A 25,660-nucleotide genomic window follows, 5' to 3' on the forward strand; every position below is an offset into this window, starting at 1 on the left:
TATTTTTTGTCCAAAACGGTCAATCGCCCATGCCCTCGGCGTTTGTCCTACATATGTTGAAAGGGAAGAAGCAAACCAATTAGTAAAGGAGAGACGAACATGAATGATGTTAGCTTGCAAGATACAAGAATATGGGGATTTGGCCGCCCATGGGGCTTTGGCGGTTTTGGAGGCTTTGGTCGCCCGTTCTTTGGCGGCCCATTCTTTGGCAGCCCGTTTTTTGGCGGTCTTTTAGGCGGATTGTTGGGCGGCGCGCTAACAGGTCCGTTCTATGGCGGTTTTGGTGGTTATCCTTACGGCCCAGTGTGGTGATAAACATTGCTTGAGCCTGCCGATCACACGGCAGGCTTTGAGATGTTTCGGAAGATTATAAAAAAGTGGGCTGCTTTCCTGTTTCTTTTGTCCTTCATTAACCATAACATGTTTGTGTCCAGTTTTGGTTTGGGGAAGGAGGAATCGTGATGGTATATCCACGCGTATTTTTCGGGGGTCCGTTTTTAGGCGGCTTTCTAGGCGGATTGCTTGGCAGCGCGCTGGCGTTACCGCTTTACGTCCATCCAAGACCGTATTATCCGTACTTTCCGTATGGAGGATTTTGGTATTAACATGATGAAACATGTGCGAAAAAGCCATGATCGCATACATCATGGCTTTTTCGCGGACGGAAGGCGCATATTACTGAACCGTAGTTTGGTATGGAAATTGGCTTTTGTATCCTTGGAATTGTTGATATGATTGTTGCAATTTTTGCTGGTCAGCCGCTTCAAGTTTGTACCAGCCTTTTTTAAACATTAAATTGTAAAGTTCACGTTGGCAGTTTTGCGTTTCTGTAAAAATGTTAAGCATATCTTGATATAATTGTTGGTAGCTTGCTTCATGCAAAAAGACATTGTACGACGATGTCATATATTTTTCTGTCGTCAACATATCGTTAAGAAAGTCGCGATCGTTCATTTGCGGCGTTTTAGGAACTTGTGTTTCCGGATTTTGAACTTGGCTTTGGTTCATGACTATTTCCTCCTCTTATGCTATTGCATTGGCGTTTTAGGCCGGCCTGTATTTTGCAGGTGGCTTAAAATTTTTTGATAATGGCGCTGATGCATTTGCCCAGCTTTTTCGATCGCGGCGCTGACTTCTTTGTCCTGGCATTGCGATGCAAAAAAGTGGGCTTTTTTCATCGCAAGTAAATTCCAAGACAGCATATCGGTGAAATAAAGTGCGTCTTTTGTTGAAATCATTTGCGGCGGCTGCGGCATGACCGATGGTTGTTGTGTGTTCATTTGTTGTTGCATAAACGCTTCTCCTTTCTGAAAAATCGTTCGCTTTTAAATTATCCGTTTCGTGGAAAATTATGCATATATAAAAAATAAACTGTATCGAAAAAACATATTCAACGCTGAGGAAACATGATACAATAATAACAAGATGAATGCGTTTTCATAAAGGGGGCACAATGATGGAACAAGTAGTGCGCAACTTTTTTTTATTCTTGTCCAAAAATAAATCATTAACGAAATTGGCAAAAAAATATGGGCTTCGTTTCGGTGCCTCGCGGTTTGTCGCCGGAGAGACGATTGAACAAGCTGTGGAAGTGATCAAACAATTGAACAAAAAAGGGTTGGCTGTGACGGTCGACTACTTAGGAGAGTTTGTCGATAATGAGCAAGAAGCAAACAATATGGCCAATCATTGCATTGAGGCAATCGAAGCCATTCGTAGAGAAAAACTTCATTCACAGCTTTCGCTGAAAATGACGTCAATGGGGCTTGACATTTCTGAAGAACTTGTAATGCGTAACATGCGGCGCGTTTTAGATACGGCGAAGCGGCACGATGTGTTTGTGACGATCGATATGGAAGATTATTCTCGTTGCCAAAAAACGCTCGATATTTTCAAACGGTTGAAAACGGAATACGATAACGTCGGAACAGTGCTGCAAGCATATTTGTATCGTACGGTATCCGATATAGAAGATTTAAAAGATTACCATCCCAATCTGCGGCTTGTTAAAGGGGCGTATAAAGAATCGCCGGAAGTGGCGTTTCCAGATAAAAAAGATGTGGATGAAAACTTTAAAAAAATCATCAAGATGCATTTATTAAATGGAAACTATACGGCCGTCGCCACTCATGACGATGCGATCATCGAGTACACAAAGAAGCTTGTGAAAGAATATAATATTCCAAACAGCCAGTTCGAGTTCCAAATGCTATACGGAATTCGCCCAGAGCGCCAGGAAGAGCTTGCGCGCGAAGGATATACGATGCGCGTTTATGTGCCGTACGGCACGGACTGGTACGGATACTTTATGCGCCGTCTCGCAGAACGACCAGCAAACGTTGCGTTCGTTTTAAAAGGCGTGTTGCGTAAATAAAAACAAAAAGAGGCTAGCTCGAAAAATTGCTGAATCAACCTTTTGGAGCCAGTCTTTTCCTTTTTGGTTATTGGCGGTATTATACCAAAAGAGGAATCATTTCCTTATTTTTTGCGAAAAAGGAGGGCGACCGAAAAGCGAACAGCTACCGAACGCTTTTGGACACCCTCTTTTTGAATTATTGTATAAAACCTTGGCGTTTTAGTTCATTTAAAATATTTGGATTGATAGGATAATTAATATTTGTTAAATATTTATATTTGGATTTGATTAAAATATCAAATACGGGGCTTCTTTTATATCCGACTTTCTCCCAAGATTTTTGGCTATATAGTAAATCTCCTAATGTAAGAAGTTTATAGTCTCTTCCAGAGAATTTTAAATCTCTGTTAACTTGATACCACGTGTCTCCGTCTTCTCTTAGCCATTTAGTGCCTAAAGATTCAACACCTTTTCTAATTTGCATTGCTACATTTAAATATTTTTGATTTTTTGTTTGTTTATAAGCATCTAATAAGAATCTCATTTCACCTAAAACATGATTTAAAGATACGTGAGTTTTTTGGCTATCTGTTGAGAAATAATCATTGATAAGGTATCCACTTTTTAGATTAATAGTGTTGCCAATAGCAACTTGTTTTACTAAGAAGTCCGCATAGATTAAATTAGCGTTTTTTAGATTATTGATATTTAGTGTAGTACCAGCTTTTTTTAGGAATAAAGCTACATATTCATTATGTCTAGTATCAATATATGGAGCGGTTATACCGTATTCTCTTTTTAACCAAGTGCTGGTATATTCTGTTTGAAGAACGTTCACTTTATTGTTTTTTATTTCACCATGAGAAAATACATCTAAGTCTGCTAATGAGTTAATAATCATATTATAGAAAAATCTTTCTTTTGTAAAAGAATAAGTACTTACAAAATCATCACCTTGCATATAACCCAAGTTCCTTCCAAATCCCATTTTTGTTGCTGGTTCAATTGACCAAGGTAATTTGAAATATGGACCGTCAGCTGTTAGCCATTTATGAGCAGATATATATTCTTCAATGCTACGCTTCATCCAATAGTCCATATTGTTTTTGTTTTTGAATAAAGGTTGATTAGAAATTAAAACCCAGCTTTCTCCAATAGAGTTAGATTGAGTTTTTAAATTTAAATTGATAGAAGTAGATTTTGTTTTTGAATTTGAGTAAATTTTATAATCATCAGTTTCTTCTAAAAATTCCCTTACGTAGCTTGCGCGAGTTTTGCTGTATCGTTTTACAAGTTGTTTCGAAATATAGTTTTTGCCTAACATCATGCTTGCTATTGTTTGATTTTTATTGTATGCGTTAAACACTCCAATTGGATGTGAAGTTGGATCAATACCAAAAACGTGGTCGTGTTGTCTAATAATTTTGCCTCTATCACTGTATTTTTCGAGGTTATAAGTAGTTGTATTAGATAATGGAATTATTAAGTCAGTATAGATGTTTTGTTTTGAATAGTTTGTAATTCTAGTAAATATAAATTTATCGCCATTATCAATTGCTCTTATTGTTACTCTTAAATCGGCTAAAATTTTATTTTTGTCTTTAATTTTATAATAGTAGTTTGTATCTTTTGCTTTAATATGAGTGAATGGTGTAGATTTGATAAATTCAAAAGTTTTTCCTGGCATTTTAATTGAGATACTTTTTGGATTTAATTTATTTAATGGAATAGAAACTTCATTAGTAGTTTTTGAGGCTTCGTTAGTTGATGCTGATAAAATAAAGAAAATTAGCATTAATAAAATTGGAATAAATAGCTTTAATTTTTTTATTATTCTCCCCCCCCTTATGTTAAATTAATTTATATCAAGAGGCTGGCTCAAAAAATTGCTGAATCGACCTTTTGAAGCCAGCCCTTTCCTTTTTGGTTGTTGACCATACTTATTATACCAAAAAGGGAACGATTTTCTTGTTTTTTGCAAAAAAAGAGGGTGTCTGAAAAGTGAACAGCTACCGAACACTTTTGAACACCCTCTTTTTTATATCAGAATGTATATCTTGCACACTTTTTGAGGAGAACGGTCTTGCAACAGTGAGTTCTCTTGTGCTAAAAGGGTTTGCAAACACGTTTGTGAAGAATATTGGCTTTGAGAGAGTTGTGCTGCCTCTGCTTTGCTTATATTACCTGTTTATGCAAAAGTTATTTACTCACTCACCCTGCATATTATGCCGCTTATATTGTTGGTTTTGGCTCGTCTTTTTTCCTCCGCCGTCCATTTCCATTGTCGGGCCGGCGTTGCCCTTTACGCTTGCTGCGCTGACTGCTCTTTCCGAAGGGTTCTTTTTCAGCTTTGCCATAAATCTCACCTCCTTTTATTATCGTCGCCAAAAAATAAATTCTCATAAATACAAAAATTGTTAAGTTTGTATATTGCGAAAATTAATAACATATTTTATATTTAATTTATAGAAACAATTTTAACGCCATATTTTTTTAAATATAAAATGAATGACTGTTCATTCAATGTATAAGGGGGAAAAGGAATGGTGAAACGCATTCAAAGGGCTGCCGTGCTCGGATCTGGCGTGATGGGCTCGGGGATTGCGGCGCATTTGGCGAACGTTGGGATACCGACGTTGCTTCTTGATATCGTTCCGCGTGAGTTGACGAAAGAAGAGGAAGCAAAAGGGCTAACACTTGAACATAAAGAAGTGCGCAATCGCCTTGCCAATCAAGCGTTGCAAAAGTTATTGAAACAAAAGCCAGCGCCGCTTATGTCCAAGTCCAATCTTGCCCTTATTGAAGCGGGAAACTTCGAGGATGATTTTCACCGGCTTGCTGAAGTGGACTGGATTATTGAAGCGGTCGTGGAAAATTTAGAAATTAAGAAAAGCGTATTTGCAAGGGTGGATGAGGTAAGAAAACCGGGAACGGTTGTCAGCTCGAACACTTCGGGTATTTCCATCGGAGCGATGGCAGAAGGCCGTTCTGAGGACTTTAAAAAACATTTTTTAGGAACGCATTTCTTCAATCCGCCGCGCTACTTAAAGCTGCTTGAAATCATTCCGACAAAAGATACCGATCCGAAAGTTGTCTCATATATGAAAACATTTGGCGAAGAAGTGCTTGGTAAAGGTGTTGTCATGGCGAAAGACACACCAAATTTCATTGCGAACCGAATCGGCACGTACGGCTTGTTAGTAACTGTAAGAGAAATGATGAAAGGCGGATATAGTGTCGGAGAAGTAGATTCGATTACAGGGCCGCTGATTGGCCGTCCGAAAAGCGCAACATTCCGCACGCTGGATGTCGTCGGCTTAGACACGTTTATTCACGTTGCCAACAATGTGTTTGAAAAAGTAGAAGGAGAAGAAAAAGAGGCGTTCCGTGTTCCGGATTTTATGAAAGCGATGCTGGAAAAAGGATGGATCGGCAGCAAATCAGGGCAAGGCTTCTTTTTGAAGCAAGGGAAAGGTATTTTGGAGCTTAATTATGAGACGCTGGAATATGAGCCGCGCAAAAAGCTGACGACTCCAGCGGTAGAGGCGAGCAAGCAAGCGAAAAAGCTGGCTGATAAATTGAAAGCGCTTGTATATGCGAATGACCGCGCTGGAACGTTCCTTTGGAAAATCACCGCCCCAGTTCTCCTCTATTCTGCGAAATTGCTCGGCGAAATCGCTGATGACATCGTCGCTGTCGACCGTGCGATGAAATGGGGATTTGGCTGGGAACTCGGCCCGTTTGAAATGTGGGACGCACTCGGTGTTGAGCAATCTGTCCGGAAAATGCAAGCAGAAGGGTTTGAAATTCCTTCGTGGGTAACGGCCATGCTTGCCGATGGCTTTTCCTCTTTCTATAAATTGGAAAAAGGGCGAGCATTCTATTATGACCGCGGCGAATACAAACCGATTCAAGAAAATCCGAAAGTCATTCATATTAAGCGCTTGAAAGAAGAAAAAGACGTTATTAAGAAAAATAGCGGCGCAAGCTTCATTGATCTTGGCGATGATGTAGCGTTGTTAGAGTTCCACTCGCCAAATAATGCGATCGGTACGGATATTGTGCAAATGATTAACTATGCCCTTGAGGAAGTGGAGCGGAACTATAAAGGGCTTGTCATCGGGAACCAAGGGAAAAACTTCTGTGTCGGCGCAAACCTTGCGATGATTTTGATGGAAGCACAAGATGACAACTATTTTGAAATTGAACTTGTTGTTCGCCAATTCCAGCAAGCAATGATGAATATTAAGTATAGCCTGAAACCGGTCGTCGCTGCACCGTTTGCGATGACGCTTGGCGGTGGCACAGAAATTTGTTTGCCATCAGCTCGCATTCAAGCCGCGGCAGAAACGTATATGGGGCTTGTTGAAGTCGGTGTCGGTCTCATTCCTGGTGGCGGCGGAAATAAAGAGCTTTACATCAAATATTTAAACAGTCTGCCAAACGGAGTCAATTTCGATTTGCAGCAAGTGGCGAACAAAGTGTTTGAAACGATTGCGATGGCAAAAGTATCAAGTTCGGCAACGGAAGCGCGCGAACTAAATTTTTTAAATCATCGTGATGGCATTACGATGAATAGTGATCATTTGCTCCACGATGCGAAACAAGCGGTTATCTCTCTTTATGATCAAGGCTATCGTCCACCGGTTCGCAAAAAAGTACCTGTTGTTGGCGAAACAGGTTATGCGGCGATGTTGCTTGGAGCGCAGTCGATGTATCACGCCGGATACATTAGTGAACACGATTTGAAAATCGCGAAAAAACTTGCGTATGTCATCGCTGGCGGAAAAGTCCCGTACGGTACGGAAGTCGATGAACAATATTTGCTTGATTTAGAACGAGAAGCGTTTTTAAGCCTAGTCGGCGAGCCGAAATCGCAAGCGAGAATGCAGCATATGCTTGTTAAAGGGAAGCCGCTGCGCAACTAATTAGGGAACTGAAAGAACGAATTATGAAAAAACAGGGGGGACGGTTGTGAGAGAAGCGGTGATTGTAGCGGGGGCGCGCACGCCAGTTGGAAAGGCGAAAAAAGGGACGCTCGCCCATGTGCGGCCGGATGATTTAGGCGCGCTTGTCGTAAAGGAAACGTTGAAACGAGCCGGGAATTATGAAGGAAATATCGATGACCTTATTATTGGCTGCGCGATGCCGGAAGCGGAGCAAGGGTTAAATATCGCGAGAAACATTGGAGCGCTTGCAGGCCTTCCATACACGGTTCCGGCGATTACGATCAATCGTTATTGCTCGTCCGGTTTGCAAGCGATTGCTTATGCGGCAGAGCGAATCATGCTTGGCCATTCGGATACGGTCATTGCAGGCGGTGTGGAATCGATGAGCCTTGTCCCGATGATGGGGCGTGTGATACGTCCAAATGTGAAACTGGCAGAAGAAGCTCCACAGTATTATATGTCAATGGGACATACAGCGGAACAAGTAGCAATGAAGTATGGGGTTAGCCGTGAGGACCAAGACGCGTTTGCTGTAAGAAGCCATCAGCGTGCCGCAGAAGCGATCCGCGAAGGCAAATTCAAGGACGAAATTGTTCCGGTCGAAGTGGCTGTTCGCAAAGTAGAAAATAATAAGCTAGTTGAAAAAACGATACTTTTCGAAGAAGACGAAGGGGTACGCCCAGATACGAATATGGAAACTTTAGCAAAACTTCGTCCGGCATTTTCCGTGAACGGAACGGTAACAGCCGGGAACGCTTCGCAAATGAGCGATGGCGCTGCCGCTGTAATGGTGATGGACCGGGAAAAAGCAGAATCGCTAGGGTTAAAACCGCTTGGGAAATTCCGTTCGTTCGCCGTCGCCGGCGTGCCGCCGGAAGTAATGGGAATCGGTCCGGTTGCCGCGATTCCGAAAGCGTTAAAACTTGCTGGCTTAGAACTTTCTGATATCGGATTAATTGAACTGAATGAAGCGTTTGCGTCTCAAGCGATTCAAGTGATTCGCGAGCTTGGGCTAGATGAGGAAAAAGTAAATGTCAACGGAGGAGCAATTGCGCTTGGCCATCCGCTTGGCTGTACTGGTGCAAAATTGACGCTGTCGTTGCTCCATGAAATGCGCCGTCGCAATGTACAGTTCGGAATTGTCACGATGTGTATCGGCGGCGGCATGGGCGCCGCAGGAGTGTTTGAATTAATTTAACCGTAACGAAAGCGGGCGGCATTGCTCCCGCCCGACTATTACAAAAATCGAGGGGGAGGAGTTATAAATGGCAAAAGCACTGGAAAACGCGATTAAAGGTGGAAGCTTTCTGATTGAAGATATTCCTTGCGAACGCGTGTTTACACCGGAGGATTTTACAGACGAACATAAAATGATTGCGAAAACGACGGAAGATTACGTCGCAAACGAAGTGCTCCCGCAATTAGAATATTTGGAAAATCATGAATTTGACCGTTCGGTTCAATTGTTAAGAAAAGCAGGAGAGCTTGGATTGCTTAGCGCAGATATTCCGGAAGAATACGGCGGCTTAGGGCTTGACAAAATCAGCTCTGCACTGATCGGAGAGAAAATGTCGCGCGCAGGAGGTTTCTCGATTTCTCATGGCGCGCACGTTGGCATTGGCTCGCTTCCAATCGTTTTATTTGGAACAGAAGAACAAAAAAGAAAATATTTGCCGGCATTGGCGACTGGGGAAAAAATTGCTGCATATGCATTAACAGAACCTGGTTCCGGTTCAGATGCGCTAGGAGCAAAGACGACGGCGAGATTAAACGCGGAGGGAACCCATTACATTTTAAACGGGGAAAAACAATGGATTACGAACGCTGGATTTGCCGATGTGTTTATCGTATACGCGAAAGTAGACGGCGAACATTTCTCCGCCTTCATTGTCGAGCGCGATTTTCCGGGTGTTTCTACTGGGCCGGAAGAAAAGAAAATGGGAATTAAAAGTTCTTCGACCCGTACATTAATTTTGCAAGACGTGCCTGTTCCGAAAGAAAACTTGCTTGGGGAAGTTGGAAAAGGCCATGTGATTGCGTTCAACATCTTAAACATCGGACGTTATAAACTGGGAGTCGGCGCTGTTGGCGGTGCGAAACGTGCGCTGGAAATTACGCTACAATACGCGAATCAACGTCAGCAATTTAAACAGCCGATTTCGAAATTTACATTAACGCAAGAAAAATTCGCGACGATGGCTTCCCGCTTGTATGCCACAGAAAGCTCTGTCTACCGCACGGTCGGCTTGTTTGACGAACGGATGAGCCTTCTTGATGAGGAGCAGGCAAGAGACGGCAAAGAAATTGCGAAATCGATCGCGGAATACGCTATTGAATGCTCGCTGAACAAATTTTTTGCGACGGAAACGTTGGACTATATTGTCGACGAAGGCGTACAACTTCACGGCGGTTACGGATTTATGCAAGAATATGAAATTGAACGGGCTTACCGCGATTCTCGGATTAACCGGATTTTTGAAGGAACGAACGAAATCAACCGTCTGTTAGTTCCGGGAATGTATTTGAAAAAAGCGATGAAAGGCGAAATTCCGCTTTTGCAAAAAGCGCAACAGCTTCAAGAAGAATTAATCATGCTCGCGCCGGAAGAGGTTGGTGACGGCGTGCTGGAACAAGAAAAATATTTAGTGCGCAACGCGAAAAAAATCGCATTAATGGCGGCGGGATTAGCAGCGCAAAAATTCGGTACGAAATTGGAAAATGAACAGGAAATTTTAGTGAACATTGCCGACATTGTTGCAAATATTTATGCGATGGAATCTGCTGTGCTTCGTACAGAAAAAGCAATTAAAAATTCCGGAGTAGAGAAAAACAAACAAAAACTTCTTTATACGCAAATTTTCTGCCAAGAGGCGTTCAACGAAATCGAGGCACATGCGAAAGAAACGATTGTTGCCGTAGAGCGAGGCGACGCGTTGCGCATGATGTTGGCCGCTTTGCGCAAATTAACGCGCTATACTCCAATCAATATCATCGCGAAAAAACGCGAAGCGGCAGCGGCGCTCATTGAAGCGGAACGTTATATTGTGTAATAATGTAAAGTACCAGGCTTGCCTTGGTACTTTACTTGTAAAGGATGGTGGACATGGCATTCACTTTTTATTGGTATCCGAAATGCGGTACATGCCGAAAAGCAAAAAAATGGCTTGATGAGCACAACATTGCCGTACGGGAGATACATATTGTTGACAACCCGCCGGCAAAAGAGGAATTGACAGAATTTTACCGCAAAAGCGGACTTCCGCTGAAAAAATTTTTTAACACAAGTGGTATGAAATATCGTCAGTTAGGGCTAAAAGATAAAGTGAATACCGCTTCGGAAGAAGAACTTCTTGAGTTGCTCGCTTCCGACGGCATGTTGATTAAGCGCCCGATTTTGACGGACGGAAATCATGTTATCGTTGGGTTCAATGAAGAGCAATATGAAAAATTTTTTGGACAAAGATGACGAATTCGGTGAGTTTTTTGAGAAAATCGGTTATTATTAAAAAGAATACAATATTAAAAATAATATAATCTGTAATGGAGGGATGCGATCGTGAATACGCCAAAGGAGTTACGTTATTCTGAAGAACATGAGTGGGTGCGCGTCGAAGGGGATAAAGTGCGCATCGGCATTACTGATTTTGCACAATCTGAATTAGGTGACATCGTTTTTGTTGAACTGCCGGAAGTAGGCACAGAAATTACGGCAAATGAGCCATTCGGCAGCGTGGAATCCGTAAAAACTGTTTCCGAACTTTATGCGCCGATTAGCGGCAAAGTAGTAGAAGTGAATGAAGCATTAAATGATAATCCAGAATATGTAAATGAATCTCCATATGAAAAAGCGTGGATGATTGTCGTCGAGCCTTCCGATATGAGCGAGATCGATAATTTATTAACGGCAGAGCAATATGAAGCAATGGTAAAAGAAGGATGATCATTGGCACAAACCACCATTGCTGATTACGCAAGCGATGAGTATCCTAATATACATAACGAGGTGGGTGAAAAGGATGCTCATCGCCGTTGAAACCAAAAAAGCAATGGGGAAAGTAAAACTCGATTTTATTTATATTGGAGAAAATGAACGAGTTGGCCATTTTTCTTTTGCAATCGACTTTCGTGGCAAAACCAATATGAACCGTATTTATAAGGGATGACCGTCACCGTTGAACCAGGTCAAAAGTATGTCGATTGCGACGGTAAGGCTGGTTGATGTAAAAGCAACGGTGCTATGCCGTTGCTTTTCTTCGTGTTTATTGCTTGGCGAAAAAAGACGGCAAACCGGTGTACGAAAGGAAACGGTCACATTGTTTTTCCGCATAAATGTACAAATAGAAAAATTCCAAATTATTGGGTAAAATCCATTCTCGGTTCAACGAATTCGTATTACCGGAAAACGAAACCGCTGTTGGCCGTTTCCTTGTTCCACAATGACTTGATCCATTTTTCTTAAGGTGGTCCATCATGATAGAAATTGAAAAAGTGATTATTGTGGAAGGGCGTTCCGACAAACAAAAAATTGAAAAGATTGTGAATGAACCGGTTGAAATTATTTGCACAAATGGGACGATTAGTGATGCTAAATTGGAAGAACTGATGGAAGAACTTTCTTATAAAGAAGTTTATATATTAGTGGATGCCGATGAAGCGGGCGAAAAATTGCGAAAACAGTTTCGCCGCGAATTTCCTGAGGCAGAACATATATATATTGACCGAATGTATCGGGAAGTAGCTGCGGCGCCAAATTGGCATATCGCCCAAGTATTATTGCGGGCAAATTTTAATGTCCATTATGATTATTTGTTAAAAAGGTGAAAGCAGCGATGAAAAAAATACAGTTAGATGAAATAGATGACATCATTGATAAGGAAGAGACGGTTTGCCTTTACGTGTATACGCCGATGTGCGGCACTTGCCAGCTTGCCGAGCGGATGATGGAAGTGGTGGAAGAGCTGTTTCCGCGTATTCCGTTTTACAAAATCGATATTAATTATATGCCCGAGCGTGCGGCCATATGGAAAATTGAAAGCGTTCCATGTCTTCTTTTATTTGATGGCGGCAATATCGTTCACAAATTATACGCGTTTCATTCTGTACCGTATTTATACGAAACAATAAAGAAATTTTGGACGGAAAACAGGTAAGGATATTTTTTCATGAGCAAAGCGAAAAATGGGTCAAAGCCGGCAGTGCGATAAAGCATATAAAATAAACGATTATTTGACCTTGTTTGACATCATTTCTTGGGAAATGATGAGTGTCTTGCCTATTTTCCAGAGGATTTGTCGAGATTTTTATAAAGGATTCTCCCCCTTTTCTAATGAAATAAATGGGTAACGGATAAAGGGGGAGGAGGATATAAATGGATATACGTGAATTAATAAAACAGCTTACAGAACGAATGCAAAAGTTGAATCATTTATCACCGATTTTGCCAGAAGAGGAACTATACATTCAATTTGAGTGCGAAACAGAAACGGCAGTTGTGGCGATTTCTAAACATAAGATCGAGCAGAAGGAAGCGGCAGATGAACGGCGGGTGTTGACTGTCCGGGGATCGAAAGAGGCGATTGAAGCGATGTTGAATGGAAGGCTGAAATTGCAACAACAAATTCGGCTTCGCGAAGTGAATATTTCTGGAAGTTTCCGGCATATGCTGCTGCTCGAGTCGCTGCTTCATTTGTCAAAGCCGTATGGTTATGTTTGCTGAAAATAATACAATCAATGAATTTTATAAAAAATAATTGACAGATTATAAAATTAGTAGTACTATTCAGAAAAAATGGCGAAATAAAAACTTTTCCGCGAGAGGCAGGGGAACTGCACCGGTAAAGCCCGGAACCGGTTGTTGAGTACGGTGATGATTCCGGCGAAGTGAATGGATTTGAAAGATAAGAAAAGAGTCCCCCTCTCTTTTTGGGATACGAAAAGTTTAATTATCCATCCAGCGGGCACTGCATATCAACAGCTACACGAAGAAAAACTAAAACTATCCGTGGGGCGGAAGATTTGTTCGTCTATCTGTCGGCGTCAAAAAATGTTCATGGTTTAATTGACGATTTGGAATGGGCGATGAATGACATCTGACATTTCCGCCTCATCATCCCAAAAGACTGTCATGCTATTTTTCAATATTTTTACTATAATATTTTTATTGACATTATTCGACATATAATGATAAAATCACATTCGTAACTAATGAGACATTTTAACTGAATAAAGTGCATTTGTGCTCTTATCAAGAGAGGTGGAGGGATGTGCCCAATGAAACCCGGCAACCGTCAGCGGATTCGCTGAAATGGTGCCAATTCACACAAAGCGTCTGCTTTGAGAGATAAGAGACAGAACGGTGACCATTGCCTTTCTGTTCTCTTGAGCAGAAGGGTTTTCTTTTTGTTGCGAGTGTTTTTTGCATGAAGGAAGGTGAAAATGTGCATGATTTTATTAGAAAACGTGACAAAAATCTATGAAGCTTCAAACGGATCTGTGACAGCGGTGGATAATGTTACTTTACAAATAAAGGAAGGGGAAATTTTTGGCATCATTGGGTACAGCGGAGCAGGAAAAAGCTCGTTAATCCGTCTTCTTAACGGATTGGAAAAACCGACAAAAGGAAAAGTCATTGTTGCCGGACGTGATATTGCTAATATTAAAGGAAAAGAGCTGCGGAAGGCTCGCCAAGAAATAGGGATGATTTTCCAACATTTTAATTTATTATGGTCGAGAACCGTCCGTGAAAACATTGCGTTTCCGTTAGAAATTGCCGGCGTGCCGAAAGATCAGCGAAAGAAACGAGTCGACGAACTCATTCAGCTTGTTGGATTGCAAGGAAGAGAAGATGCCTATCCATCACAGCTTAGCGGCGGGCAGAAACAACGCGTCGGCATCGCGCGTGCGTTAGCGAACAATCCAAAAGTGTTATTGTGCGATGAAGCAACGTCCGCGCTAGACCCACAAACAACCGATTCCATTTTGGAACTTTTGGTCGATATTAATAAACGTTTAGGATTGACGATCGTATTAATTACCCATGAAATGCACGTGATCCGCAAAATTTGCGATCGCGTCGCGGTGATGGAAAACGGAAAAATCGTCGAGCAAGGCGAAGTGCTGCAAGTATTCCGTCAGCCAAAACAGGCGATTACGAAACGGTTTGTTCAGCAAGTGGTCGAACCGGAAGAAACAAAAGAAACGATTACTCACCTACTTGATAAATACCCAAATGGAACGGTTGTCCAATTGACGTTTGTCGGCGAAGCCGCCGAGCAGCCGCTCATTGCCAATGTCGTTCGTCAGTTTCAAGTCGACGCGAATATTTTGCAAGGAAAAATTTCGCAGACACATCAAGGTGCTTATGGTGTCTTATTCGTCCATATGGATGGAGAGAAAGAAGAAGTTGCCCGCGCGATTGATTATATTCGAAATCAGCAAGTGGCGGTGGAGGTGATTACAAATGCTCGCTAACCTCTTACCGAACGTAGAGTGGGATATGATTTGGGCAGCTACTGTTGAGACGCTTTATATGACAGGGATCGCAGTTGTGGCGACATTTATATTAGGAACGATTCTTGGACTGCTTTTATTTTTAACATCAAAAGGCAACTTATGGGAGAACCGCTTGGCGAATATGATCATTGCTGCTGCCGTTAATATTTTCCGTTCTATTCCGTTTATTATATTAATTATTTTATTAATTCCGTTGACGAAATGGATGGTTGGGACGATTCTTGGTGCCAACGCCGCGCTGCCGGCGCTCATTATCGGAGCGGCGCCATTTTACGCGCGAATGGTTGAAATTGCGCTCCGTGAAATTGATAAAGGCGTTATTGAAGCGGCGAAAGCAATGGGAGCATCGACGGCAACAATTATTTGGAAAGTGTTGCTTCCAGAGTCACTGCCTGCACTTGTGTCCGGAATTACCGTAACGGCAATTGCTTTAGTCGGATATACGGCGATGGCGGGAGTTGTCGGCGCCGGTGGTCTTGGTAACTTAGCGTATTTAGAAGGATTTCAGCGCAACCATAATGATGTGACGTTTGTCGCCACCGTGCTCGTGTTAATCATTGTATTTGTCATTCAGTTTATCGGTGACTTTGTCACTTCCAAAATAGATAAACGATAAAAAGGGGGAAATCGATATGAAAAAATGGCTTAGTGCATTATTTGCCGCTGTCCTTGTGTTGGCATTAGCAGCGTGCGGAGGCAACAACAACGCGTCTAATGGCCAAAAAGAAGGGAAATTGACGAAATTAGTGGTTGGAGCTTCGAATGTTCCACATGCGGAAATTTTGGAAAAAGCAAAACCGATTTTAAAAGAAAAAGGTATTGACTTAGAAATCGTGAAGTTCCAAGATTATGTTTTACCAAACAAAGCGTTGGCGGATAAAGAAATTGACGCAAACTATTTCCAACACATTCCATATTTAGAATCACAGAAAAAAGAGCATGGATATGACTTTGTCAACGCTGGCGGCATTCATATTGAGCCAATCGGCATTTATTCGAAAAAGTATAAAAGCTTGGAAGAACTTCCAGACGGTGCAACGATCATCATGAGCAACTCGGTTGCAGATCATGGCCGCATTTTATCCATGCTGCAAGAAAAAGGGCTGATTAAGTTAAAAGACGGCGTGGACAAAACAAAAGCAACAGTGAAAGACATTGTCGAGAATCCGAAACATTTAAAATTTGAAGCAGATGTTGATGCGGGAATGCTGCCGCAAATTTATAAAAACGGCGAAGGCGATGCGGTTGTGATTAACGCGAACTATGCGCTAGATGCCGGTTTGGACCCTGCAAAAGACCCGATTGCTGTCGAGTCGCCGAAAAATAACCCGTATGTCAACATTATCGCTGTACGTAAAGGCGACGAAAACCGCAAAGAAATTAAAACGCTTGTTCAAGTGTTGCAGTCGAAAGAAATTCAAGACTTTATTAAAAAAGAATATAAAGGTGCCGTCATTCCGGCGGCACAATAAAAATAACGGGGGCAAATCGCTCCCGTTATTTTTTGCAGCTTTTCAAGAATGGAGACAAGCGGCACAATGGAGCTAACAAATAAAACGCAAGATCATCTATTAATCTTCAAACTTAATACACGAAAAACGTGACGGCAACGAAATTCATTTTCCTGCTTGGCTTTCTCCCAATTTTGTCAATATGAGGCCAAAAAGCGCCAGTGAGTATATTTAATTTATGTTTCGCCTGTTTAATCTCCTGTTCCTTCACGCATACTAACACAGACACATTATTTCAAGGGGGGTTATGGATGAATCAGCAACATACGTCCGTTGAAGCAGCTCTTCGCCATTATAAAGAAGGGGTTGGCACGTTTACGCAAAAGCTGCCGAATGTCGCTAGCAGTTTTCATGCGTTCACCGAAGCGTGCTTTGAAGAAGGAGCATTATCAAAAAAAGAAAAGCAGCTAATTGCACTTGGAATCAGCCTGGCGACGCGGGATGAGTATTGCGCAATCTACCATACGAAAGGATGTTTGGACGAAGGGGCTTCAGAACAGGAAATTTTAGAAACTTGCGGTGTAGCTGCTGCGTTCGCGGGCGGTGCGGCGATGAGCCAAGCGGTAACTTTGGTCCAAGAGTGCATTCATGAACTAACGATGAAACATTAATTAAGACCCCATTATAGGGGTCTTTTTCCTTCATTTTTGTTCATTAACGCGCCTAATAAAAAGCTTTTCACTATGCATATAGTGATATTTTGTGCAAAAGGTTGCTAATACTTTTCATTTGTTATAAGATTGTAATGAGAATAAAATGAGAATAGAATAAAAAAGTCAATGATACAACGACGCACACAATTTTTAGTGAAAAATTGGAGGTATTCTGCATGGCAGTATTGACAATTAAAGATCTTCACGTATCCGTTGAAGGAAAAGAAATTTTAAAAGGCGTGAATTTGGAAGTGAAAGGCGGAGAGATTCACGCCATTATGGGACCGAACGGAACGGGCAAATCAACGCTATCATCGGCGATTATGGGACATCCAAAATATGAAGTGACACAAGGTAGCATCACGTTAGACGGACAAAACGTGTTGGAGATGGAAGTGGATGAGCGCGCACGCGCCGGTTTATTTTTGGCGATGCAATATCCAAGTGAAATTAGCGGGGTAACGAACGCGGATTTCCTTCGTGCTGCCATTAACGCCCGCCTTGGCGAAGGCAATGAAATTTCGTTAATGAAATTTATCCGCAAACTGGACGAAAAAATGGAATTTCTCGAAATGAATCCAGATATGGCGCACCGCTACTTAAATGAAGGATTCTCCGGCGGGGAGAAAAAACGCAACGAGATTCTTCAATTAATGATGCTTGAACCGAAAATCGCGATTTTGGACGAGATCGACTCCGGTCTTGACATTGACGCTTTGAAAATTGTTTCAAAAGGAATTAATGAAATGCGCAGCAGCGAATTCGGCTGTTTGATCATTACGCACTATCAGCGCTTGTTAAACTATATCACACCAGATTATGTGCATGTCATGATGCAAGGGCGCATCGTAAAATCCGGTGGTCCAGAGTTAGCGCAACGTCTTGAAGCGGAAGGATATGATTGGATTAAAAAAGAACTTGGCATTGAAGACGAAACGGTTGAGCAAGAAGCGTAAGCGTTAGGAGGAGTATTATGACGACAGAAACAAAAATACCATTCGACCAACATTATGTGCGCTCATTTTCCAGCGGACGCGGCGAACCGGACTGGCTTTTACAGCTCCGCTTACAAGCTCTTGCTAAAGCAGAAGAGTTGCCGCTGCCAAAGCCGGATAAAACAAAAATTGACAACTGGAATTTCACCCAATTTGCTAACCATATGGTCGAAAGCGCGGCGTTTACTTCGCTAGATGAATTGCCTGAAGCGGTAAAGGCGCTGATTGAAGCAGGAGAAGGGACGAAAAACTTATACATCCAACGCGACCATACCCCAGCGTATTTATCACTATCAGAAGAACTAAAAGCCAAAGGTGTCATTTTCACCGATATTTTCACGGCAGCGCGCGAACATGGAGATTTGTTGAAAAAATATTTGATGAAAGACGGCGTAAAAATTGATGAGCACCGTTTAACGGCGCTGCATGCCGCGCTTTTGAACGGCGGCGTGTTTGTATACGTGCCGAAAGGCGTTGAAGTGGACGTTCCGCTTCAAGCTGTTTATATTCAAGAAAACGATGATATGGCATTATTTAATCATGTCATTGTTGTAGCAGAAGATAATAGCCGAGTTGTTTATGTGGAAAACTATATTTCCGCCAAAGGAACTAGCAAAGCTGTTGTCAATATTGTCGCCGAAGTGTTTGCCAACACGAATGCCCGCGTGTTTTTTGCCGCGGTCGACAACTTGGCGAAAGGTGTCACTACGTACGTGAACCGCCGCGGCATCGCCGGACGTGATGGCCGCATTGAGTGGGCGCTCGGTTTAATGAACGACGGGGATACTGTTTCGGAAAACATCACTCGCTTAATTGGCGACGGTTCCTTCGGCGATACGAAAACGGTCGTCGTCGGCCGCGGGGAGCAAGTGCAAAACTTTACAACAAGCGTTGTCCATTATGGCAAACATACGGAGGGCTATATTTTAAAACACGGTGTTGTCAGAGATAGCGCAACTTCGATTTTTAACGGCATCGGAAAAATTGAGCATGGTGCTTCTAAATCGAACGCACAACAAGAATCACGCGTATTGATGCTAAGTGAAAAAGCGCGTGGGGATGCAAACCCTATTCTATTAATCGATGAAGATGATGTAATGGCGGGACACGCTGCTTCTGTCGGCCGTGTTGATCCTACGCAGCTGTATTATTTAATGAGCCGCGGTATTCCAAAGCGTGAAGCGGAACGTCTTATCATTCATGGTTTCTTAGCACCTGTTGTCGAGGCTATTCCGATTGAAAGCGTGAAAAAGCAACTTATCGAAGTGATTGAAAGGAAAGTGCAATCATGAATACGAAAGAGATTCGTCGGTTATTTCCAATTTTAGATCAAAAAGTAAATGGGAAGCCGCTTATATATCTTGACAATGCCGCGACGTCGCAAAAGCCCCTTTCCGTCATTGAAACGCTTGACCGCTATTATCGCGAGTATAACTCAAACGTCCATCGCGGCGTGCATACACTTGGGACAAAAGCGACGGACGCATATGAAGGAGCGCGTGAAAAAGTACGGCGGTTTATTAATGCGAAGTCCACACAAGAAATTATTTTTACAAGAGGAACGACAACAGCGTTAAACATGGTCGCAGCGAGCTATGGCCGCGCCAATTTGCAGGAAGGCGATGAAATCGTCATTACGTACATGGAACACCATAGCAATTTGATCCCGTGGCAGCAAGCAGCCAAACGGACAGGGGCGACATTAAAATATATTCCGCTGCAAGCGGATGGAACGATCGATATGAAAGATGTGGAAGCAACGGTGACGGAAAATACGAAAATCGTAGCTGTTGCCCACGTATCCAACGTATTAGGGACGATTAACCCAATTAAGGAAATTGCGCGCGTTGCTCATCAACGTGGCGCTGTCCTGGTGGTAGATGCCGCGCAAAGCGCTCCTCATATGAAAATTGATGTTCAAGATCTCGATTGCGATTTTTTGGCGTTTTCTGGGCATAAAATGTGCGGTCCGACAGGAATTGGAGTATTATATGGTAAAAGAGAGTTATTAGAAAAGATGGAACCGGTAGAGTTTGGCGGCGAAATGATCGATTTCGTAGACTTGTACGAGTCGACGTGGAAAGAGCTTCCGTGGAAATTCGAGGGCGGGACCCCGATTATTGCGGGAGCAATCGGTTTAGGGGCAGCGATCGACTTCCTTGAAGAAATCGGGTTGGACAATATTGCTGCACACGAGCAGGAGCTTGCTCAGTATGCCTTAGAACGGTTATCCGCGATCGATGGGCTCACGATTTACGGCCCGAAACATCGCGGCGGGTTAGTGACGTTCAACATAGAAGGGGTTCATCCGCATGATGTGGCAACCGTCCTTGATGCGGAAGGAATCGCCGTCCGCGCCGGCCACCATTGTGCCCAGCCGTTAATGAAATGGTTAAACGTAACGGCCACAGCACGCGCGAGCTTTTATCTCTATAATACAAAAGAGGAAATCGATCAATTTGTTGGCGCATTACAGAAAACGAAGGAGTATTTTGGCCATGTCTTCTAACAACCCTTTAGATATGCTTTATCGTCAAGTGATTATGGATCATTATAAAAATCCGAGAAATCGCGGCGTGTTAGAAGGAAACAGTGTAGATATTAACATGAACAATCCGACTTGCGGCGATCGGATTCATTTAACGATGAAAGTCGAAGACGGAAAAATTGCCGATGTGAAATTTGAAGGAGAAGGTTGTTCGATTTCGATGTCATCGGCGTCGATGATGACGCAGGCGATTAAAGGAAAAACAGTGGAAGAAGCATTAAAGCTGGCAACGATTTTTTCTGATATGATGCAAGGAAAAGAATATGATGACGATATTGACTTAGGCGATATTGAAGCGTTGCAAGGCGTTTCGAAATTTCCAGCCCGCATTAAATGCGCGACATTGGCATGGAAAGCAATGGAAAAAGGCTTGCATCAGCATCATTAATGGTAAAAAGAAAAAGGAGGGTGAAACCGCATGGCGAAAAAAGCGCCGGAAATCGGCGAATATAAGTACGGATTCGTCGATAAAGACGTATCAGTATTCCGCGCGAAACGCGGATTGACGCGGGAAGTTGTTGAAGAAATTTCCCGGATGAAAAATGAGCCGCAATGGATGTTGGAATTCCGCTTAAAAGCGTTAGATATTTTCTACAGCAAACCAATGCCGCAATGGGGCGGCGACTTATCAAGCTTGGATTTTGATGAAATTACGTATTATGTAAAACCGGCGGAAAAATCAGGACGTTCTTGGGACGAGGTGCCGCCAGAAATTAAAGCAACGTTCGATAAGTTAGGAATTCCTGAAGCGGAACAAAAATATTTAGCGGGTGTATCCGCGCAGTACGAATCAGAAGTCGTTTACCATAATATGAAAGAAGATTTGGAAAAACTTGGCGTTATTTTTAAAGATACAGACTCCGCGTTAAAAGAAAACGAAGATCTTTTCCGCGAGTATTTTGCCAAAGTCGTGCCGCCTACGGACAATAAATTTGCGGCGCTAAACTCGGCGGTATGGTCGGGTGGTTCGTTCATTTACGTGCCGAAAGGCGTCAAAGTGGATACGCCTCTGCAAGCATACTTCCGCATTAACTCGGAAAACATGGGGCAGTTTGAGCGCACGTTAATTATCGTTGATGAAGGAGCGCACGTTCATTACGTCGAAGGATGCACCGCGCCGATTTACACAACGAACTCGCTTCATAGCGCTGTTGTTGAAATTATCGTCAAAAAAGGTGCATATTGCCGTTATACAACGATTCAAAACTGGGCGAACAACGTGTTTAACCTTGTAACGAAGCGCGCGGTTTGCGAAGAAAATGCGACGATGGAGTGGATTGACGGAAACATCGGTTCTAAATTAACGATGAAATATCCTGCTGTTATTTTGAAAGGAGAAGGCGCGCGCGGCTTGACATTATCGATCGCAATCGCCGGAAAAGGTCAGCATCAAGATGCGGGTGCGAAAATGATTCACCTTGCGCCAAACACATCATCCACGATCGTATCGAAGTCGATTTCGAAACAAGGCGGTAAAGTGACTTATCGCGGAATGGTTCACTTTGGCCGCAAAGCGTCAGGATCGCGTTCGAACATTGAATGCGATACGCTCATTATGGATAACCAATCGACATCCGATACGATCCCATATAACGAAATTTTAAACGACAACATTTCGCTCGAGCATGAAGCGAAAGTGTCAAAAGTATCCGAAGAGCAATTGTTCTATCTCATGAGTCGCGGCATTTCTGAACAGGAAGCGACAGAAATGATCGTCATGGGCTTTATCGAGCCGTTTACAAGAGAGCTTCCAATGGAATATGCGGTGGAAATGAACCGACTCATTAAATTTGAAATGGAAGGTAGTATTGGTTAATCCTGTAACATTAAGGGTGTGTGCTCTTTCTTGAACGCCACACCCACATTCACCCTAGTTGAGCCTCTATCGATTAATCCATTTTTCCAAAAACCATCCATTTGCCTGTGGCGAATGGATGGTTTTCACGTTTTTTTGCCGCGCGTATTCCGTTGTTCTCAAATTTTTTGCAATTGTGATATGATGAAGCTAGGTGATACGTATGATTTATATAGGGTTAACCGGTTGGGGAGATCACGACAGCTTATATCCCCCAGGTCTTGCGGCGAAAGATAAGCTGCAAGAATACGCCGCGCATTTTCCCACTGTAGAAGTGGATTCGTATTTTTATGCGATTCAGCCGCGGCAGAATGTCGAAAAGTGGATTCGTGAAACGCCAAATTCGTTTCGCTTTGTCGTTAAAGCGTACCAAGGAATGACGGGGCATGAACGCGGCCCGATTCCATATTCAAGCAAAGAAGAGATGTTTGCCGCTTTTTTGGACTCGATCGAGCCGTTTATCCGCTCGGGAAAACTGGCGATGGTGTTGTTTCAGTTTCCGCCGTGGTTTGATTGTCGCCGCGAACATGTAACGTATTTGCGTTGGTGCAAGGCGCAAATGAAAGAAGTTCCAGTGGCGCTTGAGTTTCGCCATCGTTCATGGTTTTCCCCACGTTTTTATGCAAAAACATTGCAGTTTATGACGGAAGAGGGATGGATTCATAGCATTTGTGATGAACCGCAGGCGGGGGAAGGCTCCGTTCCAACCGTGCTTCATCCGACTAATGCGGAAAAAACGTTGATTCGTTTGCATGGACGCAACGTATATGGATGGAATAAGGCGACAAGCGGGGAAAATTGGCGAGCTGTAAGATATTTATATCGATACCGTGAAGATGAATTGCGCGAATGGGTGGCGCATATTGAAACGTTAAAAACGAAGACAAATGATATTTATGTATTGTTTAACAACAATTCCGGCGGGGATGCTGCGGATAACGCGAAGCAATTCATCCGCTTGCTTGGCATTGAGTATACGGATTTAGCGCCACGACAGCTGGATTTATTTTAGCATTGGAGTGAGAATATGGAGTACGTATTGTTAGTTATTGTCGGCTTTTTAGCGGGGACGATCGGAAGTTTAGTCGGGTTGGGCGGCGGTGTGATCATTGTGCCATCTTTGTTGTTTTTAGGCGCTATACACTGGCTGCCGCACGTCACTCCGCAAGTGGCGGTCGGTACTTCGCTCGTTGTCATTATTTTTAATGGATTATCATCGACATTGTCATATATGAAGGAGAAAATGGTTGATTACCAAAGCGGGCTTTTATTTTTTATCGGGAGCGGTCCTGGGGCGATCATTGGTGCTTGGATTAATAATAAGTTAAGCTTAGAGCATTTTTCACTATATTTCGGCCTCTTTTTAATCGCTGTATCGTTTTTTTTATCTTTCAGCAGCAATGCTTCAGCGCGCTCGCAGAGAAAGCCGTTTAAAATTACGCGCACTTATATAACGAATGAAGGGGAGACAGTGACGTATGGATATCATCCGCTCGTCGCTATTGCCATTTCTTTTGTCGTTGGCTTTTTTGGCGGAATGTTTGGCATCGGCGGCGGTTCGTTAATGGTGCCAGCAATGATGATTTTATTTTTCTTTCCTCCGCACGTCGCTGTTGCGACTTCCATGTTTATGATCTTTTTATCCTCCCTTGTTAGCTCGCTGACGCACGTTTTTATGGGAAATGTCCAATGGCTGTTTGCGCTTTCTTTAATTCCAGGTGTTTGGTTTGGAGCGAAAACGGGTGCGTTCATTAATAAACGGCTTCGCAGCAAAACGATTGTGATCGCCTTGCGCCTCGTGCTTGTTCTTTTAGGAGTCCGTCTCATTTATCAAAGCATTTCATAAAGGAGGGCGCTCGTTGAAACGGACAGTATACGTATACCATACGAACGATGTGCACAGCCATTTTGAATATTGGCCGAAAATTTCTCATTTTTTATGGGAACAAAGACAAAAGCATGAAAAACGCAATGAGACGATGCTGTTATTTGACATTGGCGATTTTATTGATCGCTTTCATCCGATTACGGAGGCGACAAGGGGAAAGGCCAATGTGGATTTGCTGAATGAGCTTCATTACGATGCTGTAACGATTGGTAACAATGAAGGAATTACCCTTGATTACAATGAATTGGATACACTATACGAAAACGCGAGCTTTCCGGTGATTGTCGCCAATTTATTTAGGAAAGATGGCACGCGTCCTTCTTGGGCGCATCCGTACTACATTATTCCCATTTCCGATACATTACGCGTTGGTGTGATCGGAGTCACCGCTTATTTCACTAAATCTTACGAGCTATTGGGCTGGAACGTGACGACACCTTTTGAGATGCTGGGAGACCTAGCCGCAGAAGTAAAGAAACAAGCCGATCTGGTTATTTTGTTATCTCATTTAGGAATCAACGATGATGAAAAAATTGCACAGACGATACCGGAAATTGACATCATTCTTGGAGGGCATACCCATCATTTATTCCCAGAGGGAAAAAGGATTAATGACACATTATTATGCGCGGCCGGAAAATATGGGAAATTTGTTGGAATAGTAAAGTTAGAAATTGAAGAAAACGACCATACGTATGAAGCGTTGGCTACTGTTGCGGATGTGGAAAGCTTTCCAGATTCAGAGCAAATGCAGCGCACTTTATCGTTATTAGAAAAGCAAAGTTTGAAAAAATTGGAATCGGAACAGGTGGCAGAACTGAAAGAAGATCTGCCGCTGCAATGGTTTTCGCCATCTCCGTTTGCCGAACTGCTTGCTTCGGCGCTTAAAGAATGGTGTAAAGCAGAAATTGGCATGGTCAATGCGGGCGTCCTGTTAGAGCCGCTTTACAAGGGGATGGTGACAAGAAAAGATTTGCACCGCATTTGCCCGCACCCGATCAATCCTTGCAAAGTGCAGCTGCGCGGCGCGGAATTAAAGGAGATTATTTTACAAGCAAATACAGAAAGAATGAAATACTTAGAATTTAAAGGGTTTGGGTTTCGCGGCAAAGTGATGGGCCAAATGGTGTATGACGGGGTCGAACTGGAAACGGAAGCTGGAAAAGATGGTTCCGAGCATATTCGCCGTATTATGATTAACGGCGAGCCGTTAAATCCGGACCGGCTATACGATGTAGCGACGATTGATATGTTTACGATCGGGCATTTTTATCCGCAAATCCAACGCGCTCCGAAAAAAGAATATTACATGCCGGAATTTTTGCGGGATGTTTTAGCATGGAAATTAGCGACCAGAAAATAGGCGCACTTCCTCCCTGTATTTCATACATTG

The 25,660-nt window shown here is 42.9% G+C and carries 29 protein-coding genes and 1 riboswitch; of the genes, 25 read left to right on the forward strand and 4 right to left on the reverse strand.

What is annotated here, in order from left to right:
- Positions 1-99: 99 nt before the first annotated feature.
- Positions 100-312 carry a hypothetical protein gene (locus MWM02_RS02515; protein WP_244402883.1) on the forward strand — a complete coding sequence of 71 codons (213 nt, stop codon included), beginning with the start codon at positions 100-102 and terminating at the stop codon, positions 310-312.
- Positions 313-461: 149 nt separating this feature from the next.
- A complete protein-coding gene (locus MWM02_RS02520; RefSeq protein ID WP_198401585.1) occupies positions 462-605 on the forward strand; it encodes a hypothetical protein in 144 nt (47 codons plus the stop codon).
- Between the two features lie 70 nt (positions 606-675).
- Here the strand turns inward: MWM02_RS02520 and MWM02_RS02525 are convergent, their stop codons facing one another.
- Positions 676-1,008 carry a spore coat protein gene (locus tag MWM02_RS02525; protein ID WP_064552076.1) on the reverse strand — a complete coding sequence of 111 codons (333 nt, stop codon included), beginning with the start codon at positions 1,006-1,008 and terminating at the stop codon, positions 676-678.
- Between the two features lie 20 nt (positions 1,009-1,028).
- Positions 1,029-1,292 (reverse strand): hypothetical protein, encoded by a 264-nt coding sequence (locus MWM02_RS02530; protein WP_064552075.1) that lies wholly within the window; start codon positions 1,290-1,292, stop codon positions 1,029-1,031.
- A gap of 164 nt (positions 1,293-1,456) precedes the next feature.
- Here MWM02_RS02530 and MWM02_RS02535 point away from each other — a divergent pair, with 164 nt between their 5' ends.
- Positions 1,457-2,374, forward strand: a complete 918-nt coding sequence (locus tag MWM02_RS02535; protein WP_064552074.1) for a proline dehydrogenase family protein — start codon at positions 1,457-1,459, stop codon at positions 2,372-2,374.
- Between the two features lie 178 nt (positions 2,375-2,552).
- On the opposite strand, the gene MWM02_RS02540 is transcribed toward MWM02_RS02535, so the two are convergent.
- Both MWM02_RS02540 and MWM02_RS02545 read right to left on the reverse strand, forming a co-directional pair.
- The gene (locus tag MWM02_RS02540; RefSeq protein ID WP_157778175.1) at positions 2,553-4,151 is read right to left on the reverse strand and encodes a hypothetical protein; all 1,599 of its coding nucleotides are present in this window, start codon (positions 4,149-4,151) and stop codon (positions 2,553-2,555) included.
- A gap of 412 nt (positions 4,152-4,563) precedes the next feature.
- Positions 4,564-4,713: a YuzL family protein gene (locus tag MWM02_RS02545; RefSeq protein WP_081260357.1), complete on the reverse strand. Its 150-nt coding sequence runs from the start codon at positions 4,711-4,713 to the stop codon at positions 4,564-4,566.
- 186 nt (positions 4,714-4,899) lie between these two features.
- On the opposite strand from MWM02_RS02545, the gene MWM02_RS02550 reads away from it, so the two are divergent.
- From MWM02_RS02550 to MWM02_RS02655, 22 genes are all read left to right on the forward strand, one after another.
- A complete protein-coding gene (locus MWM02_RS02550) occupies positions 4,900-7,284 on the forward strand; it encodes a 3-hydroxyacyl-CoA dehydrogenase/enoyl-CoA hydratase family protein (protein WP_244402884.1) in 2,385 nt (794 codons plus the stop codon).
- A gap of 46 nt (positions 7,285-7,330) precedes the next feature.
- A complete protein-coding gene (locus MWM02_RS02555) occupies positions 7,331-8,503 on the forward strand; it encodes an acetyl-CoA C-acetyltransferase (protein WP_064552071.1) in 1,173 nt (390 codons plus the stop codon).
- Between the two features lie 67 nt (positions 8,504-8,570).
- Positions 8,571-10,355: an acyl-CoA dehydrogenase family protein gene (locus MWM02_RS02560; protein WP_244402885.1), complete on the forward strand. Its 1,785-nt coding sequence runs from the start codon at positions 8,571-8,573 to the stop codon at positions 10,353-10,355.
- 53 nt (positions 10,356-10,408) lie between these two features.
- Positions 10,409-10,771, forward strand: a complete 363-nt coding sequence (locus MWM02_RS02565) for an arsenate reductase family protein (protein WP_064552069.1) — start codon at positions 10,409-10,411, stop codon at positions 10,769-10,771.
- 90 nt (positions 10,772-10,861) lie between these two features.
- On the forward strand, positions 10,862-11,245 hold the full coding sequence (gcvH, locus tag MWM02_RS02570; RefSeq protein WP_064552068.1) for a glycine cleavage system protein GcvH: 384 nt from the start codon (positions 10,862-10,864) through the stop codon (positions 11,243-11,245).
- Positions 11,246-11,321: 76 nt separating this feature from the next.
- Positions 11,322-11,468, forward strand: coding sequence for a hypothetical protein (locus MWM02_RS02575; protein ID WP_232509585.1), 147 nt, complete (start codon positions 11,322-11,324; stop codon positions 11,466-11,468).
- A gap of 9 nt (positions 11,469-11,477) precedes the next feature.
- On the forward strand, positions 11,478-11,669 hold the full coding sequence (locus MWM02_RS02580; RefSeq protein WP_232509584.1) for a hypothetical protein: 192 nt from the start codon (positions 11,478-11,480) through the stop codon (positions 11,667-11,669).
- 106 nt (positions 11,670-11,775) lie between these two features.
- On the forward strand, positions 11,776-12,126 hold the full coding sequence (locus MWM02_RS02585) for a toprim domain-containing protein (protein WP_064552066.1): 351 nt from the start codon (positions 11,776-11,778) through the stop codon (positions 12,124-12,126).
- A gap of 8 nt (positions 12,127-12,134) precedes the next feature.
- Positions 12,135-12,455 carry a thioredoxin family protein gene (locus MWM02_RS02590; protein ID WP_244402886.1) on the forward strand — a complete coding sequence of 107 codons (321 nt, stop codon included), beginning with the start codon at positions 12,135-12,137 and terminating at the stop codon, positions 12,453-12,455.
- 218 nt (positions 12,456-12,673) lie between these two features.
- Entirely contained in the window at positions 12,674-13,021 is a 348-nt protein-coding gene (locus MWM02_RS02595; protein WP_064552064.1) for an SCP2 sterol-binding domain-containing protein, read from the forward strand.
- 522 nt (positions 13,022-13,543) lie between these two features.
- A riboswitch (SAM riboswitch) is annotated at positions 13,544-13,652 on the forward strand.
- Between the two features lie 94 nt (positions 13,653-13,746).
- Positions 13,747-14,775: a methionine ABC transporter ATP-binding protein gene (locus MWM02_RS02600; RefSeq protein ID WP_064552343.1), complete on the forward strand. Its 1,029-nt coding sequence runs from the start codon at positions 13,747-13,749 to the stop codon at positions 14,773-14,775.
- On the forward strand, positions 14,765-15,433 hold the full coding sequence (locus tag MWM02_RS02605) for a methionine ABC transporter permease (protein ID WP_064552063.1): 669 nt from the start codon (positions 14,765-14,767) through the stop codon (positions 15,431-15,433). Before MWM02_RS02600 ends, MWM02_RS02605 begins: the two co-directional genes overlap by 11 nt.
- Positions 15,434-15,449: 16 nt before the next feature.
- Positions 15,450-16,289: a MetQ/NlpA family ABC transporter substrate-binding protein gene (locus tag MWM02_RS02610; RefSeq protein WP_064552062.1), complete on the forward strand. Its 840-nt coding sequence runs from the start codon at positions 15,450-15,452 to the stop codon at positions 16,287-16,289.
- Positions 16,290-16,579: 290 nt separating this feature from the next.
- On the forward strand, positions 16,580-16,939 hold the full coding sequence (locus tag MWM02_RS02615; protein ID WP_064552061.1) for a carboxymuconolactone decarboxylase family protein: 360 nt from the start codon (positions 16,580-16,582) through the stop codon (positions 16,937-16,939).
- 218 nt (positions 16,940-17,157) lie between these two features.
- Complete coding sequence (gene sufC, locus MWM02_RS02620; protein WP_003248258.1) at positions 17,158-17,937, forward strand: Fe-S cluster assembly ATPase SufC; 780 nt, start codon at positions 17,158-17,160, stop codon at positions 17,935-17,937.
- 17 nt (positions 17,938-17,954) lie between these two features.
- The gene (sufD, locus tag MWM02_RS02625) at positions 17,955-19,268 is read left to right on the forward strand and encodes a Fe-S cluster assembly protein SufD (protein ID WP_244402887.1); all 1,314 of its coding nucleotides are present in this window, start codon (positions 17,955-17,957) and stop codon (positions 19,266-19,268) included.
- Entirely contained in the window at positions 19,265-20,485 is a 1,221-nt protein-coding gene (locus MWM02_RS02630) for a cysteine desulfurase (protein ID WP_064552059.1), read from the forward strand. The genes sufD and MWM02_RS02630 overlap by 4 nt, the downstream gene beginning before the upstream one ends.
- Entirely contained in the window at positions 20,475-20,912 is a 438-nt protein-coding gene (gene sufU / locus MWM02_RS02635) for a Fe-S cluster assembly sulfur transfer protein SufU (protein WP_064552058.1), read from the forward strand. The genes MWM02_RS02630 and sufU overlap by 11 nt, the downstream gene beginning before the upstream one ends.
- Positions 20,913-20,942: 30 nt before the next feature.
- A complete protein-coding gene (sufB, locus tag MWM02_RS02640; RefSeq protein WP_064552057.1) occupies positions 20,943-22,340 on the forward strand; it encodes a Fe-S cluster assembly protein SufB in 1,398 nt (465 codons plus the stop codon).
- 202 nt (positions 22,341-22,542) lie between these two features.
- Entirely contained in the window at positions 22,543-23,391 is an 849-nt protein-coding gene (locus MWM02_RS02645) for a DUF72 domain-containing protein (RefSeq protein ID WP_064552056.1), read from the forward strand.
- A gap of 15 nt (positions 23,392-23,406) precedes the next feature.
- Positions 23,407-24,225: a sulfite exporter TauE/SafE family protein gene (locus tag MWM02_RS02650; RefSeq protein WP_244402888.1), complete on the forward strand. Its 819-nt coding sequence runs from the start codon at positions 23,407-23,409 to the stop codon at positions 24,223-24,225.
- A gap of 13 nt (positions 24,226-24,238) precedes the next feature.
- Positions 24,239-25,630, forward strand: coding sequence for a bifunctional metallophosphatase/5'-nucleotidase (locus tag MWM02_RS02655; RefSeq protein ID WP_064552054.1), 1,392 nt, complete (start codon positions 24,239-24,241; stop codon positions 25,628-25,630).
- The last annotated feature ends 30 nt before the right edge of the window (positions 25,631-25,660 follow it).

Source organism: Parageobacillus sp. KH3-4 (genome assembly GCF_022846435.1).
Lineage (GTDB): Bacteria > Bacillota > Bacilli > Bacillales > Anoxybacillaceae > Parageobacillus > Parageobacillus thermoglucosidasius_A.

Excerpts from the sequence above, each read along its gene's own strand:
- MWM02_RS02515 (WP_244402883.1), top strand. The coding sequence starts at position 100 with ATGAATGATGTTAGCTTGCAAGATACAAGAATATGGGGATTTGGCCGC.
- MWM02_RS02520 (WP_198401585.1), top strand. The coding sequence starts at position 462 with ATGGTATATCCACGCGTATTTTTCGGGGGTCCGTTTTTAGGCGGCTTT.
- MWM02_RS02525 (WP_064552076.1), bottom strand. The coding sequence starts at position 1,008 with ATGAACCAAAGCCAAGTTCAAAATCCGGAAACACAAGTTCCTAAAACG.
- MWM02_RS02530 (WP_064552075.1), bottom strand. The coding sequence starts at position 1,292 with ATGCAACAACAAATGAACACACAACAACCATCGGTCATGCCGCAGCCG.
- MWM02_RS02535 (WP_064552074.1), top strand. The coding sequence starts at position 1,457 with ATGGAACAAGTAGTGCGCAACTTTTTTTTATTCTTGTCCAAAAATAAA.
- MWM02_RS02540 (WP_157778175.1), bottom strand. The coding sequence starts at position 4,151 with ATGCTAATTTTCTTTATTTTATCAGCATCAACTAACGAAGCCTCAAAA.
- MWM02_RS02545 (WP_081260357.1), bottom strand. The coding sequence starts at position 4,713 with ATGGCAAAGCTGAAAAAGAACCCTTCGGAAAGAGCAGTCAGCGCAGCA.
- MWM02_RS02550 (WP_244402884.1), top strand. The coding sequence starts at position 4,900 with ATGGTGAAACGCATTCAAAGGGCTGCCGTGCTCGGATCTGGCGTGATG.
- MWM02_RS02560 (WP_244402885.1), top strand. The coding sequence starts at position 8,571 with ATGGCAAAAGCACTGGAAAACGCGATTAAAGGTGGAAGCTTTCTGATT.
- MWM02_RS02565 (WP_064552069.1), top strand. The coding sequence starts at position 10,409 with ATGGCATTCACTTTTTATTGGTATCCGAAATGCGGTACATGCCGAAAA.
- MWM02_RS02575 (WP_232509585.1), top strand. The coding sequence starts at position 11,322 with ATGCTCATCGCCGTTGAAACCAAAAAAGCAATGGGGAAAGTAAAACTC.
- MWM02_RS02585 (WP_064552066.1), top strand. The coding sequence starts at position 11,776 with ATGATAGAAATTGAAAAAGTGATTATTGTGGAAGGGCGTTCCGACAAA.
- MWM02_RS02590 (WP_244402886.1), top strand. The coding sequence starts at position 12,135 with ATGAAAAAAATACAGTTAGATGAAATAGATGACATCATTGATAAGGAA.
- MWM02_RS02595 (WP_064552064.1), top strand. The coding sequence starts at position 12,674 with ATGGATATACGTGAATTAATAAAACAGCTTACAGAACGAATGCAAAAG.
- MWM02_RS02600 (WP_064552343.1), top strand. The coding sequence starts at position 13,747 with ATGATTTTATTAGAAAACGTGACAAAAATCTATGAAGCTTCAAACGGA.
- MWM02_RS02605 (WP_064552063.1), top strand. The coding sequence starts at position 14,765 with ATGCTCGCTAACCTCTTACCGAACGTAGAGTGGGATATGATTTGGGCA.
- MWM02_RS02610 (WP_064552062.1), top strand. The coding sequence starts at position 15,450 with ATGAAAAAATGGCTTAGTGCATTATTTGCCGCTGTCCTTGTGTTGGCA.
- MWM02_RS02615 (WP_064552061.1), top strand. The coding sequence starts at position 16,580 with ATGAATCAGCAACATACGTCCGTTGAAGCAGCTCTTCGCCATTATAAA.
- sufC (WP_003248258.1), top strand. The coding sequence starts at position 17,158 with ATGGCAGTATTGACAATTAAAGATCTTCACGTATCCGTTGAAGGAAAA.
- sufD (WP_244402887.1), top strand. The coding sequence starts at position 17,955 with ATGACGACAGAAACAAAAATACCATTCGACCAACATTATGTGCGCTCA.
- MWM02_RS02630 (WP_064552059.1), top strand. The coding sequence starts at position 19,265 with ATGAATACGAAAGAGATTCGTCGGTTATTTCCAATTTTAGATCAAAAA.
- sufU (WP_064552058.1), top strand. The coding sequence starts at position 20,475 with ATGTCTTCTAACAACCCTTTAGATATGCTTTATCGTCAAGTGATTATG.
- sufB (WP_064552057.1), top strand. The coding sequence starts at position 20,943 with ATGGCGAAAAAAGCGCCGGAAATCGGCGAATATAAGTACGGATTCGTC.
- MWM02_RS02645 (WP_064552056.1), top strand. The coding sequence starts at position 22,543 with ATGATTTATATAGGGTTAACCGGTTGGGGAGATCACGACAGCTTATAT.
- MWM02_RS02650 (WP_244402888.1), top strand. The coding sequence starts at position 23,407 with ATGGAGTACGTATTGTTAGTTATTGTCGGCTTTTTAGCGGGGACGATC.